The 14,322-nt window shown below is 73.5% G+C and carries 4 protein-coding genes and 1 pseudogene; 1 reads left to right on the top strand and 4 read right to left on the bottom strand.

Going from position 1 to position 14,322, the window contains the following annotated elements:
- Both ACLEQD_RS21540 and ACLEQD_RS21535 read right to left on the bottom strand, forming a co-directional pair.
- Nucleotides 1-3,837, bottom strand: a 3,837-nt coding sequence (locus ACLEQD_RS21540; protein WP_410386273.1) for an amino acid adenylation domain-containing protein, incomplete at its 3' end; no start/stop codon positions are given.
- Nucleotides 3,798-4,706: a MupA/Atu3671 family FMN-dependent luciferase-like monooxygenase gene (locus ACLEQD_RS21535; RefSeq protein ID WP_410386271.1), complete on the bottom strand. Its 909-nt coding sequence runs from the start codon at nt 4,704-4,706 to the stop codon at nt 3,798-3,800. The genes ACLEQD_RS21540 and ACLEQD_RS21535, both read right to left, overlap by 40 nt.
- 75 nt (nt 4,707-4,781) lie before the next feature.
- On the opposite strand from ACLEQD_RS21535, the gene ACLEQD_RS21530 reads away from it, so the two are divergent.
- Nucleotides 4,782-5,141, top strand: coding sequence for a hypothetical protein (locus tag ACLEQD_RS21530; protein WP_410386269.1), 360 nt, complete (start codon nt 4,782-4,784; stop codon nt 5,139-5,141).
- Between the two features lie 88 nt (nt 5,142-5,229).
- Here the strand turns inward: ACLEQD_RS21530 and ACLEQD_RS21525 are convergent, their stop codons facing one another.
- Together ACLEQD_RS21525 and ACLEQD_RS21520 are read right to left on the bottom strand one after the other, a co-directional pair.
- Nucleotides 5,230-10,581, bottom strand: a complete 5,352-nt coding sequence (locus ACLEQD_RS21525) for a condensation domain-containing protein (RefSeq protein ID WP_410386275.1) — start codon at nt 10,579-10,581, stop codon at nt 5,230-5,232.
- A gap of 331 nt (nt 10,582-10,912) precedes the next feature.
- Nucleotides 10,913-14,113, bottom strand: a pseudogene (locus ACLEQD_RS21520) (amino acid adenylation domain-containing protein); the annotation flags it as partial.
- Nucleotides 14,114-14,322 lie beyond the last annotated feature (209 nt).

The following is a 14,322-nucleotide window of genomic DNA, read 5'->3' as shown; positions in this document are numbered from 1 at the left end:
CTCCCGGCCCAGGCGTGCCCGCACGCGCGCGGCCACCTGGGTCGCCAGCAGCGAGTGGCCCCCCAGCTCGAAGAAGCTGTCCCGCACGCCGACCCGCGCGAGGCCGAGCACCTGCGCGAAGATCTCCGACAGGGTGCGCTCGGTGTCGTCGCGCGGGGCGATGGGCTCGCCGCGAACAACGGCGGGCGCGTCCGGCGCGGGCAGGGCCTTGCGGTCCACCTTGCCGCTGGAGGTAAGCGGCAGGGCCTCCAGGCGGACGAGGGCGGAGGGCACCATGTACTCGGGCAGCCGCGAGTGCAGGAACGCGCGCAGCCCCGCGGTGTCGAGCGTCCCTCCGTCGACGGTGACATAGGCGACGAGGCGCGGTCCTCCCACGTCGTCCTGACGCACGCCGGCCACGGCGTCGCGCACGCCGGGCCAGGACTGGAGCGCGGCTTCGATGTCTCCCAGCTCGATGCGGAAGCCGCGCAGCTTCACCTGGAAGTCCGCGCGGCCCAGGTACTCCAGCGTGCCGTCGGTGCGCCACCGGGCGAGGTCGCCCGTGCGGTACAGGCGCGCGCCGGGCGTGTCGCTGAAGGCATCGGGGAGGAAGCGCTCGGCGGTGAGGGTGGGGCGGCGCCAGTAGCCCCGGCCCACCTGCACGCCGCCGATGAACAGCTCACCCGGGATGCCCACGGGCACCGGCTGTCCGTGGCGATCCAGGACGTACATGCGCGTGTTGGCCACGGGCCGGCCAATGGGGACGACGCGGAGCGAGGCGTCGCGCGGGCACTCCCAGGACGTGACGTCCACGGCGGCCTCGGTGGGGCCGTAGAGGTTGTGCAGCGTGGCGTGCGGCAGGCGGGCCTGCGCGCGGAGCACCAGGTCCGCAGGCAGGGCTTCGCCGCTGCACATCACCTGACGCAGCCGCGTCAGGGACTCCAGGCCGGGCTCCTCCACGAAGACACGCAGCATGGACGGCACGAAGTGCGCGGCCGTCACGCCCTCGCGGGCCATCAGCGCCACCAGGTAGTCCGGCTCCTGGTGTCCGCCGGGCCGCGCGAGCACCAGCCGCGCGCCCGTCATCAGGGGCCAGAAGAACTCCCACACGGACACGTCGAAGCTGAACGGCGTCTTCTGCAACACCGTGTCCGACGGCGTGAGGCCGTAGCGCGCCTGCATCCAGCGCAGCCGGTTGACGACGCCCGCGTGCGCGTTCATCGCCCCCTTGGGGCGGCCGGTGCTCCCGGACGTGAAGATGACGTAGGCAAGGGCGTCATCCCCGGCCAGCGGCACGGGCCGGGCCGTGGACTCCCGCGCGAGGAGCTCCCCCTGCGTGTCCAGCGCGATGACGTGCGCGATGCTGCTGGGCTGTGAGGCGCGGGCTCCTCCCCGCGCATCCTGCGCGAGGGGGTGCTCGGCATGCGAAGGCAGCGCGGCACGGAGGCGCTCCTGGATGAGCAGCACGGACGCGGCGGTGTCCTCCAGCATCCCGGCGAGCCGTTCCGGGGGCGTGGCCGGATCCAGCGGGACGTAGGCCGCGCCGGACTTCAGGACGCCCAGCAGCGCGACGACCATCTCCACGGAGCGCTCCAGGCACACCCCCACCAGCGTCTCCGGACCCACGCCGCGAGCCCGCAGGTGGTGCGCGAGCTGGTTGGCCCGGGCTTCGAGTTGCGCGTAGGTGAGGCGCTGGTCCTCGAACTGGAGCGCGAGGGCCTCTGGCGTGCGTTCGGCCTGCGCTTCGAAGAGGTGGTGGAGCGTGGCGCCACGGGGGAAGTCCACGCGCGTGTCGTTCCAGCCGCGCAGCACCTGTTCGCGCGCGGCCGGCGTGAGCCACGGCAGGGTGGAGACCGGGACGTCCGGCGCGGCGACGACGGCCCTGGCCAGCTCGGTCAGGTGCTCCGCCATGCGGGCCACGGTCGCGGCGTCGAAGAGGGCGGTGGCGTACTCCAGGCGGCAGCGCAGGCCGTCGCGCTGTTCCCAGACCTCCAGGGACAGGTCGAACTTGGACGTCGTCACCGGCACGGTCACGCCGCCAATCTGGAGCCCGGCGCCTGCCGTCGTCTGGGCTTCGGGCACGTTGATGACGTTGAGGACCGTCTGGAACACCGGCGTGCGGCTCAGGTCGCGAGGCACCTGGAGCACGTCCACCAGCTGCTCGAAGGGCATGTCCTGGCGTCCGTAGCCGCCCAGGGCCTGCTGCTTCACGCGAGACACGAGCTCGCGGAAGCCCGGCGCCCCGTGGAGCTTCGCGCGGAAGGCGAGCGTGTTGACGAAGCAGCCCAGCAGGCCCTCCACCTCCGGACGCGACCGGCCGGCGATGGGCGTGCCCACCGCGAAGTCGTCCTGTCCGGAGGTGCGGGCGAGCAGCACCTGGAACAGCGCCATCAGGACCATGAAGGACGTGGCGCCTTCACGGCGGCCCAGGGTGAGCAGGGGCTCGGACAGCTCCCGAGGCAGGTGGAAGGCGTGGGCGGCGCCCGCGTAGGACTGCGTGGCGGGGCGGGGGCGGTCGGTGGGCAGCTCCAGCGGCGGCGTGCCCTGGAGCAGGTCCTTCCACCAGCGGGCCTGCTCCGCCAGCACCGGGCCGGACAGCCACGCGCGCTGCCACACGGCGTAGTCGGCGTACTGCACCGGCAGCGGCGGCAGGACGGACGGAACGCCCGCGCTGGCGCAGGCATAGAGGACCGGCAGCTCCTGGCTGAGGACCAGGGCGCACCAGGCGTCGGAGACGACGTGGTGCAGGAGCAGGTGGAGGACGTGCGTGTCGGGAGCCAGCCGCAGCAGGAGCGCGCGGGCGACAGGGCCCGTGTCCAGGTGGAAGGGCGTGGCGGTGTACGCCTGGCAGCGCAGCAGCATGGCGGCTTCGCGCGCTTCGGCCGTGTCGCCGGGAACGTCCTCCGTCCGTAGGGGAAGGGTGCCCGTCGCGTGGATGACCTGCACCGCTCCGTCGTCGGCCAGCGCGTAGGTGGTGCGCAGGACCTCATGGCGCTCCACGAGGGAGTGGAGCGCCGTCTGGAGCGCGGTGATGTCCAGCGCGCCCGTGAGCCGGAAGATGATCGCGTTGTTGTAGGCGGTGCTCTCCGGCTCCAGCTCCTGGAGGTACCAGAGCCGCTGCTGCGCGAACGACAGCGGCAACGGCCGGTCTCGCGGCGCACGCGGAATCGGTTGGAGGGCACCGGAGGCCACGACGGTGGACACCGTCGAATGGGCCTGCACGGTCGTGGCCAGGGCAGCCGTGAGGGGCACCGGGCCTCGCGCGGCGCCAGGGGCCATCCCGGACGACGCACCCGGGAGCGGCACCGCGCCTTGAGCAGCGACCTGGGCCGTCACGGCCGCAGCGCTCGCGGACACCCTGCGCTTTGCAGGCAGCTTGAACCCAGGGAGGTTCACGGCCTCGACGCGGCCCTCCGCGCGCAGGCGCACGGGGCGGCCGGTGCGGTAGAGGCTCGACGAAGGATGCAGCGGATGCGGCACCAGTCGCTCCGCTGTCTCACCCGCCGCCCTCCAGAGCGCGGCAGGCAGGCCCGCGCCCGACAGGGCCAGCTCCCCCACGACGCCCGCGGGCACGGGCTTCCCGGCCGCGTCCAGCACCCAGACGTCCAGCCCCGGAGGCAGCTTCTCCTCCGGTGCGCGGGGCAACAGGCCTCCGTCACGGGCTTCACCCGCGAGCAGCACGTCGCCGCCCGCCGTGCGCTGGAGCGCCGCCGCCAGCTCCTCCGACGCGTTCTCCAGGACCCATGCGCCCACCGGGGCCAGGGCCTCACGCGCCCCCGCGAGGTCCGTCACCGCACGGGCCAGCCGCGCCGTGGTGTTCACCAGCACCGCGCCCGCCCGCCGTGCGAGGGACAGCAACTCCTCGGCGTCCGTCTCCTGCTCGCGCGCACGCGCCGCGAGGGCGTCGCCGCATCAGCGGCCAGGGCCTCCCGCGCCGTGGCCAGCCGCCGGAGCCCTTCCAGGACCACCGGCGTCTCCAGCCCGAAGTCGATGAGGCACGTCACCTCGTCCACGTCCGAGGCCCGCACCTCCCGCAGCCGCTGGATGCCGCTCTCCACCGTGCCGATGAGGCCCGTGCCCTTCGCGTGGTGCTCGAAGGTGTGCTCCAGCAGCGCGTCGATGTCCTCGCGGGACACCTTGGCGATCTCCCCCTGGTACCCCTGCGCGGCGAGCAGCGACGTCGTGATGTCCGCCGAGCTCCGGAAGTACGCGAGCAGCGGCTTGCGCACCTGCCTCAGGACCTCCGCCTCGTCGTCCCCGAGGAACGTGTGCAGCATGCACGTGATGTGGCCCCGGCCCGGGTGCCCGTTGCGGCGCCACGCCTCGCGGTAGAGGGCCACCTTCGGCTTCAGCTCCTCCAGCGAGTGGGCGAAGAGGCCCGTGAGGACGCCCGCGCCCAGCTCGCCCGCGAGCCGGAACGTCTCCGGATTCGCGGTGGCGGTGAGCCACACGGGCAGCTCCTTCTGCACCGGCTTCGGGCGCAGGCCCACCTCCACGGTGACGCCGTTGCCGCCCGGCCGCCGCAGCCGTTCGCCCCGCCAGAGGCCACGCAGCGTCTCCAGGTTTCGCAGCAGGATGTTGCGCCGGTCGGCGTAGTTCCCTGGCGCGAAGACGAAGTCCTGGACGTGCCAGCCCGTGGCCACGGACACGTCGACGCGGCCCTGCGACAGGTTGTCCACGACGGCCCACTGCTCCGCGACGAGCAGCGGATCATGCAGCGGCAGCACGACGCTGCCGGAGCGCAGGCGCAGGTTGCGCGTGACGGCCGCGAGCGCGCGGAGACCACCGCGGGCTGCGGGTAGATGCCGCCGAAGGAGTGGAAGTGCCGCTCGGGCGTCCAGATGGCGGAGAAGCCGTGCGCGTCCGCGAACTTCGCGCCCTCCATCAGCAGCGTGTACTTGGGCCCGGAGAGCGAGTCCTCGTCGTTGGCGAAGTACGACAGGCTGAGCTGGAGCGGACGCGAGGCCTCCTCGGCCGATGCACCTCTACGCGACGCGGTGGCCTCGGAGGGGAAGAGCACGCGCAGGCCGCGCGACAGGGCCCAGAGGGCTTCCAGCTCGGGCTTCTCGGGAGCCGGTTCGGACGCGGCGAGCCAGGTGGTGCCCGGCGCCGGATGCAGCCGCGCATCCAGGCCCGCGAAGAAGCCCGTGAGCGACGCGTGACTCAACGCCCACGCGGGCTGGCCCGCGCCCATGGGCAGCAGCCACGCCAGGGACTCCGGGGAGGGAAGCGGAAGCGCCGCGTCCCCTGTCACGGACGGCGCGTCCCCCAGCAGCTCCTCGACGTGCAGGACACGCGAGGACTCCAGGCGCGTGGAGGTGAAGAGCCCCGCCACGTCACGAGCCGGGGCACGACGCCGCCCTCCATGGCGTAGACGGCCAGCGAGTCCAGGTCCGTGGGCCCGAGCGCCACCGGAGCGCCCCCTGCCTCCAGGACACCCCACAGCGCGGCCAGCTTCTCCGGCGACGCACGCAGGCAGAGCGCCACGGGTTCCCCCGGCTGGAGCCCCTGTTCGCGCAGCGGCACGGCGAGCCGTCGCGCACGCGAGGCCAGCTCCCGCCACGTCCAGGTCCGCCCCGCCTGCTCCACGGCGATGGCGTCCGGCTGCCGCAGTGCGTGTTCGCGCAGCCGGGCGGGAAGGACCGGAGCCTGCGTGACGGGCGGAGGGACGGGCCAGGCCCGGCGGTCGGCGTCGGTGGCCAGCGGCAGGCGGGAGAGGGGCTCCTCGGGCCGGGCCAGCGCCGCGCCGAGCAGCACCTGGAGGTGCTCCAGCATCCGCCGCGCGGTGGAGGCGTCGAACAGCTCCGTCGCGTACTCCAGCGCGCCGTGCACGCGGCCTGGCTCCTCGGTGAGGATGAGCGTCAGGTCGGACAGCGTGGCGCCCCACTGCACGGGCGTGCCCGGCACCTCGATGAAGGTGCCTCGCGCCCCGACGGCCGCCAGCGCGTCGCCGCCCATCTCCAGATTCGAGTGGTAGACGAAGACCGTGTCCGTCATGCGCTCGCGGCCGACGTCCCGGCCGGGGACGAGCTGTTCGACGAGCAGCTCGAAGGGCACGTCCGGTCGCGACTGCACGTCGGTGACCTCGCGCCGCACGCGGTGCAAGAGCTCGCGGAAGCTCGGGTCGTCTCCGACGTGCGTGCGGAACGCGGCGGAGTGCGCCACGTAGCCGATGAGCGGCAGCAGCTCCGGGCGCGTGCGGTTGCCGATGGGCGTGCCGACGATGAGGTCCGTCTGTCCGGTGTAGCGGTGCAGCAGCGCGTTCCACGCGGCGAGCACCGTCATGTACGACGTGAAGCCCTCGCTGCGTCCAAAGGAGACGAGCGCCTCGGTGAGCGCCGGTGGGAAGTCCAGCACCATGCGCTCGGAGGTGAGCGGGCAGTTCGCGGGCCGGGGCCGGTCCGTGGGGACGCCGAGCTGCCGGGGCATGCCGGCCAGCCGCTGATGCCACCACTGCTCCTGTTCGGGGAAGCGGGCCTCCGCGAGCGACTGCCGCTGCCACGCGCCGAAGTCCGCGTACTGCACGGGCAGGGGCGCCAGCGGGGACGGCCGGCCCTGGAGGAAGGCGGCGTAGAGCTGCCCCACCTCCTGGAGGAAGAGGGCCGAGGAGAGCGTGTCGCAGACGATGTGGTGGATGGCGCAGACCAGCAGGTGCAGGTCCGCGCGCAGGCGCACGAGCGTGGTGCGCAGCACGGGGCCGTGCACCAGGTCGAAGGGGTGCGCGGCGTCCTCGCGGGCGATGCGGAGCGCGGCCTCCTCGCGTTCCTCTGGCGAGCCCTCCACCTCCACGACGGGAAGCGGGATGCGCACGAAGGGATGGAAGCGCTGCACGGGCCGGCCGTCCACGGCGTCGTAGGTGGTGCGCAGGGCCTCATGGCGCTGGACGACCTCCTGGATGGCGCGCTCCAGGATGGCGGCGTCGGCGGGGCCTTCCAGGCGCAGGACGAAGGGAATTGTGTAGGCGGACAGGCCGGGGAGGTACTGCTCCAGGCGCCAGACGCGCTCCTGGACGAAGGACAGGGGCAGTGGCTCCGTCCGGGAGCGCGGCACGAGGGGCAACTCGCGCGTGGGCTCCGGGGTGGGGGCGTGCTGGAGCAGCGGTTCGATGCGGGAGGCAAGCCCCGCGACGGTGGGTGCTTCGAAGAGGGCGGCCAGCGGCACCTGGACGTGGAAGGTGTCGCGAAGCTGGTTGAGGAGCTGCGCGGCCATGAGGGAGTTGCCGCCCAGCTCCAGGAAGTTGTCGTCGCGTCCGACGAAGTCCACGCCCAGACGCTCTCGCCACAGCGTGGCGATCCGCACCTCCACGTCGCCGCGAGGCGCGTCCTCACGGCCACCCGGGACCGGGAGGGCAGGGCGCTCGACCGAGGGCAGCGCCCGCGCGGCCGTGGACAGCGGGGCCTGGGGGCCCGGCAATGCGTCCGTGCCCACGGGCAGCGCGGAGGAGGGGGCCTGGCCCGCCGACGCATCAACCGGCTGCGCACGTGAGGCCGGAGCGGTCTCCTCAGGGACGCGAGGCTCCACCCAGCAGCGCTTGCGCAGGAACGCGTACGTCGGCAGGTGCACGCGGCGGCGCTGCTCATGGGCGTAGAACGCGGTCCAGTCCAGCTCCAGGCCCTGCATCCACAGCTCACCCACGCACTGCAACAGCCCCGACTGCTCCGTCGTCGCACCGCCCCGGCGCAGTGAAGCGAGCGCCTTCACGCGTTCCTTGTCCTCGCCCAGGCACGCGCGCATCAGCGGGGTGAGGTCCTGGCCGGGCCCCACCTCCAGCAGCACGCCGCAGCCCTCTTCCAGCAGGGCCCCCACCGCGTCGGTAAAGCGCACGGGCTGCCGCATCTGCGTGGCCCAGTAGTCCGGAGCGCTCAGCTCCCCCGGCCGCGCCAGCGCTCCCGTGAGGCTGGAGACGTACCGCACGGAGGGCTCACTCCGCTGGAGCGAAGCCACCACGCGCGCCAGCTCTCCCATCAACGGCTCCACGTCCGCCGAGTGGAACGCATGGCCCGACGGCATGCGCACCGCGCCCGCCTTGCGCTGCTGCAACACGGCCTGGAAGCGCTCCACCTCGTCCACGGGCCCGGAGACGACACACCGGTCCGGCGCATTGATCGCCGCGAGCGTCAGGCGCCCGGACAGCAGGGACTGGACCTCCGCCGCCGGCAGCGCCACGCCGAGCATCGCGCCCGGAGGCAGCCGGTGCATCAGCTCCCCGCGCGCGACGGCCAGCCGCAGGGCCTCCGGCAGGGAGAGCACACCCGCGACACAGGCGGCGGCGTACTCACCGAAGCTGTGTCCCAGCACCGCGTGCGGGACGATGCCCCACTCCCGCCACAGCCGGGCCAGGGCCACCTGCACCGTGAACAGGGCCGGCAGCGCGACGCGCGTATCGGAGAGCGCGGCGGAGGCCTCGGCCTCCTGGCCCGGTCCCGGACGCAGCAGCGCTTCCACCCGCGAGCGCAACGGCGCGTCCAGCAACCCAAGGCACGCGTCCACCTGCGCACGGAACGCCGGCACGGACGCGTCCAGCTCCCGTCCCATGCCCACCTGCTGTGAGCCCTGGCCGGAGAAGACGAAGGCCACCCGCTTCCGGCGGGCCCCCTCCACGTCCTTCAACCGCGCGGGCGTGGCCGGCTTGCGAAGCTGCTTCGCCAGGTCCGCCGCATCCCTCGCGACCACCACGCGCCGGTATTCGAAGCCCCGCCGTCCCACGGCCTGCGTGTACGCCGCGTCCGCGAACCCGCGCCCATCGCTCGCGACGTCCACGGAGAACCGGGCCGACAACGCCTCCAGCGCTTCCGGTGAGCGCGCCGACAGCACCCGCAGCGCCAGTTGCTTCGCCGCCGCCGCCAACGCTTCCGGCGAGCGCGCGGACAGCACCTGATCCGCCAGCTTCAACGACGCCGCCTCCAGCGCCTCCGGAGACCGGTCCGCCAGCACGTGCGACGCCAGCGCCAGCGCTCCCGCCTCCAGGGACTCCGGCGAGCGTGCGGACAGCACGAAGAGCTGGTGCGAGCGCGACGTGGGCCCGCTCCGGACGACCGGGGCCTCCTCCAGCACGGCGTGCGCGTTCGTCCCGCCCACGCCAAAGGAGCTCACCGCCGCGCGCCGGGGCGTCTTCCCCCGGGGCCACGGCCGCAAGCGAGTGTTGACGAAGAACGGCCCCGCGTCGAAGTCGATGCGTGGGTTCGGCGACTCGAAGTGGAGGCTGGGGGGCAGCTCCTCCTCGCGCAGCGACAGCGCGACCTTGATGAGCCCCGCGAGCCCCGCCGCCGTGTCCAGGTGGCCCACGTTCGTCTTGAGCGACGCGAGCGCGATGGTGCCCCGGTGCTCGGGCCCCAGGCCGTAGGCGCGCTGGAGCGCCGCGACCTCGATGGGGTCCCCCAGGGCGTCGCCGTCCCGTGCGCCTCCACGTAGCCGATGTCCCGCGCCGTCACGCCCGAGCGCCGCAGCGCCTGCGTGATGACGGCCGCCTGGCCCTGCACGCTGGGCGCGGTGAAGCCGGACTTGTCGCGCCCGTCGTTGTTGACGGCGGTGGCTCGGATGACGGCGTGGATGGGGTCGCCGTCGCGGACCGCGTCCTCCAGCCGCTTGAGCACCACCGCGGCCACGCCGCTGCCGGAGACGGTGCCCTGGCCCTTCGCATCGAAGGCGCGGCAGTGGCCGTCCGGGGAATAGATCATCCCCTCCTGGTGCACGTAGCCGGTGCGCTGCGGCACCGACAGCCGCGTCGCGCCCGCGAGCGCCACGTCCGACAGGCCGGACAGCAGGTTCTGACACGCGACGTGCACCGCCACGAGCCCCGTGGAGCACGCCGTGTACACGAGCATGCTCTCGCCGGTGAGCCCCAGCTTGTAGGACACCTTCGTCGGCAGGCTCTGGTAGGTCGCGGTGCCGAACAGCTCGAAGAACGCCGCCGAGTCCAACGGCAGGTGCCGCTGCACCTCGTTCGCGTAGCCGGACTCGTTCGCCCCCGCGAAGAGGGAGATGACGCCCGGGAAGCGCGCGGGGTCGAGGCCCGCGTCCTCCAGCGCCGCCCACGCGCACTGGAGGAACATCCGCTGCTGCGGGTCGGTCCACTGCGCCTCGCGCAGGGACATGTCGAAGAACGCGGGATCGAACTGGTCGATGTCCGCGAGCACACCGTGGGCGGGCACGAACCCCGGGTGCTGTGACAGCTCCACGCCCGGAGGCAGGCCGGGCATGGACTCCAACTCCTCGGGAGTGAAGCGGGAGATGGACTCCACGCCTTCGCGCAGGTTGCGCCAGAACTCCTCCACCGATGCGGCACCGGGGAAGCGTCCGGACATGCCGATGATTGCGATGGCGTTCGACGGCAGCGCCGCCGTCCCGGCCGTCGCGGGCTCGGAAGGCACGGGCGTCGGCGTGGGCGCGGTGGCTGGGCGCGCGCTCAGCCCCTCCCGCTCCAGCCGCCGGGCCAGTCCATGGACCGTGGGGTGTTCGAAGATCCAGACCACGGGGACATCGCGCTGAAGCGCCTCGTGCAGCCGGCTGGCGACGCGGACCACGGTGAGCGACGTGCCGCCCAGGTCCTCGAAGAAGTGGTCGTGGACGCCGACGCTCCGGGCGCCCAGCTCCCGGGCCCAGAGGGCGGCGAGCTGTTCCTCCAGCGGATCCGCGGGCTCCACGAACCGGCCCTTGCGCGCACCGGCCGCGACCTCCGGCGCGGGCAGGGCCTGACGGTCCAGCTTGCCGGTGGCGGAGAGGGGCAACACGGGCAGCGGGACGAACGCGGCCGGGACCATGTACTCGGGGAGCCGCTGCCGCAGGTGTTCGCGCAGCGCGGGGACGTCCAGCACGCCCGCCACCACGTAGGCCACCAGCCGCTTGTCGCCGGGCACGTCCTCGCGCACGAGCACGCCGCGTCGGTGAGGGCGGGCCAGTCCCGGAGGGCGGCTTCGACCTCGGACAGCTCGACGCGGTAGCCGCGCACCTTCACCTGGCTGTCGATGCGGCCCAGGAACTCCAGGCTCCCATCCGCGCGCCAGCGCACGCGGTCGCCCGTGCGGTACACGCGCGCTCCGGGCGTGGTGGCGAAGGGGTGGGGGATGAAGCGCTCCGCGGTCAGCTCCGGGCGGGAGAGGTAGCCGCGCGCGATCCCGTCCCCGCCGATGAGCAGCTCCCCCGGCACGCCCACGGGCACCGGCCGCAGCGAGCCGTCCACCACGAACGTCCGGGTGTTCGGCAGGGGAGGCCCGATGGGGATGGCCTCCGTCCGGACGTCCTCGGGCCGCTCCATGCGGAGGCAGCAGGCGAAGACGGTGGCCTCCGTGGGGCCGTAGCCGTTGACCACTGGCAGGCCCAGCGTCTCCACCACGCGGCGCGTGTGCGTGGGGGACAGGACGTCTCCGCCCACGATGAGCTGCCGCAGCCCGCGCAGCACCTCCAGCTTCACGTCCACCACCTGCGCGAACAGGCCCGCGGACAGGTAGAGCGACGTGACGCCGTGGCGGCGGAGGACCTGTCCCAGCAGCTCCAGGTCGGTGGGAGGCTGGGGCGGGAAGACGACGAGCCTGCCGCCTGACAGGAGCGGGCCCCACAGCTCCAGCGTCGACGCGTCGAAGGACAGGGGCGCCATCAGCAGGAACGTCTCGTCCAGAGTGAAGCGGGCCCAGCTGGCACCGTGCAGCAGCCGCAGCACGCCCCGGTGCTCCACGGCGACGCCCTTGGGACGGCCGGTGCTGCCGGAGGTGAAGTCCACGTACGCCAGGTTCCGCGAGGAGAGGGCCACGTCCGGAGCGGAGGAAGGCCGCCCCTCCAGTCTCGACTCCTCCACGAAGACGCACGGCACGCCCTCCGCGGCCGGCAGCGAGGCCCGCAGCGCGCGGGTGGTGACGAGCAGCCGGGGCGGCGCGTCCTCCACCATGAGGGCCAGCCGCCGCGCCGGATACGCGGCATCCAGGGGCACGTAGGCGCCACCCGCCTTGAGGATGGCCAGGAGCGTGACGACCAGCTCCACGGAGCGCTCCAGGCACACGGCCACCAACGCATCCGGCCCCACGCCCCGCGAGCGCAGCACCCACGCCAGCGCGTTCGCCCGCGCCTCCAGCTGCGAGTACGTCAGCCGCGCGTCCCCGAACTCCAGCGCGATGGCCTCCGGACGCCGCGCGGCCTGGAGCGCGAAGCGTTCCGCGATGTTCGACTCGCGCGGGTAGTCCACGCCCGTGGCGTTCCAGGTCGTGAGCACCTGTTCGCGCTCCCCGGGCGTGAGCCACTCCAGCCGGGCCAGGGGGACGTCCGGAGCGGCGACGACGGCGTCCAGCAACGTTCGCAGGTGGCCGGCCAGCCGCTCCACGGTGGGACGCTCGAAGAGGTCGGTGCTGTATTCGACGACGCCGCGCAGGCCGTCCGGCGCCTCATGCAGCAGCAGGCCCAGGTCGAAGCGCGCCGTGGCGTTGTCCACGGGCACGGGCCGCAGCGTGAGCCCCGGTGCCTTCAGCTCGCCGGTGGGCGCGTTCTGGAGCGCGAACACCGCCTGCACCAGCGGATTGCGGCTCAGGTCGCGAGGCACCTGGAGCTCCTCCACCAGCTTCTCGAAGGGCAGGTCCTGGTGCTCGAAGGCGGCGAGCGCCGTGGCCCGCACCTGGGACAGCAGCGCGCGGAACGAGTCCCCCGGCCGCACGTGCCCGCGAAGCACCAGCGTGTTCACGAAGAAGCCGACCAGCCCCTCCAGCTCCGAGTGGCCGCGGCCCGCGATGGGCGAGCCCACCAGCAGCTCCTCCTGCCGCGAGTACCGCGACAGCAGCACCTGCCACACCGCGAGCAGCGCCATGTACGGCGTCGCGCCTTCCGAGCGGCCCAGCGCCACCAGCCGGTCCACCCCGTCCGCCGGCAGGTGCACGGGAAGCAGTGCCCCCTTCGTGGACTGGAGCGCCGGACGCGCCTTGTCCGTGGGCAGCTCCAGCACCTGGGGCGCCCCGGCGAGGTGCTGCTTCCACCACGCCACCTCCCGCGCCAGCACCTCCCCCTGGAGCCAGGAGCGCTGCCACACGGCGAAGTCCGCGGGCTGCACGGGCAGCGGCGGCAACACGGGCGTCCGGCCGGAGGCGAACGCCTCGTAGCCCTCGGCCACCTCGCGGACCAGCACGCCCAGCGACCAGCTATCGGAGACGATGTGGTGCATGCACAGGAGCAACAGGTGCTCCCGCGCCTCCAGTCGAAGCAGTCGAGTGCGAAGGACGGGGCCCCGGCCGAGGTCGAAGGCCAGCGCGGCCTCCTCCACGGAGCGCCGCTGGGCTTCGTCCTCGCGGGACTCCCGGGGCACGGAGGTCAGGTCCGTGACGGGCAGCTCCCACGCGCCCGCCGCGTGCACCCGCTGAAGGGGCTGTCCGTCCTTCATCGCGAAGGTGGTGCGCAGGGCTTCGTGGCGGGAGACGACCCGCTCCAGTGCGCGGCGCAGCGCCTCCACGTCCAGCGCGCCGTCCAGCCGCAGCGCGGTGGCGATGTTGTAATGGCTGCCGCCCGGACGGAGCTGTTCCACCACCCACAGCCGCTGCTGCGCGAAGGACAGCGGCAGCTCCCGGTCCCGCGACGTGGCGACGAGCGCCGGGATGCGCGGGCCCGCGACGCGCGAGAGGAGCTGGGCCTCCACCCGCTCCGTGAGCCGGGCGACGGTGGGCGCATCGAAGAGGGCGCGCAGCGGCAGCTCCACCCCGAAGGTCGAACGCAGCCGGGAGACGAGCTGCGTGGCCAGCAATGAGTGGCCTCCGATGACGAAGAAGTCGTCGTGCAGCCCCACCGACTCCAGGCGGAGCAGCTCCTGGAACAGCGTGGCGATGCGCTGCTGGAAGAGGGTCATCCGCTCCGGAGCCACGGGCCCGCCTGCGACCGAGCGCGCATCCGGAGAGGGCAGGGCCTTGCGGTCCACCTTGCCCACGGGCGTGAGCGGCAGCGCGTCCAGCGACACGAACGCGGAGGGCACCAGCGGCGCGGGCAGCCGTTCGGAGACGAAGGCGCGCAGCTCCGCCGCCTCCACCGGAGCGCCCGGCACGTACCACGCCACGAGGCGCTCCGCGTTCACCCCGGCCACCGCGGCCTTCACCGACGGGTGCTGTCGGAGGATGGCCTCCACCTCGCTCAGCTCGATGCGGAAGCCGCGCAGCTTCACCTGCGTGTCCATGCGGCCCAGGAAGTCCAGCGTCCCATCCGCCAGCCAGCGTACGCGGTCGCCCGTGCGGTACAGCCGGGCCCCGGGCGCATCGCCAAACGGGGAGGGCACGAAGCGCTCCGCCGTCAGTGCGGGGCGGCCCAGGTAGCCCCGGGCCAGGCCGTCACCGCCCAGGTACAGCTCGCCCGGGACGCCCACGGGAACGGGCTGCCCGTGCGCAT

This window comes from Corallococcus sp. 4LFB, from assembly GCF_046520365.1.
Lineage (GTDB): Bacteria > Myxococcota > Myxococcia > Myxococcales > Myxococcaceae > Corallococcus > Corallococcus caeni.
This window is presented reverse-complemented; position numbering and strand designations above follow the sequence as displayed.

What these genes read in the sequence shown, in the direction of transcription:
- ACLEQD_RS21530 (WP_410386269.1), top strand. Translation starts at nt 4,782, where the DNA reads ATGCCGCCGAAGGAGTGGAAGTGCCGCTCGGGCGTCCAGATGGCGGAG.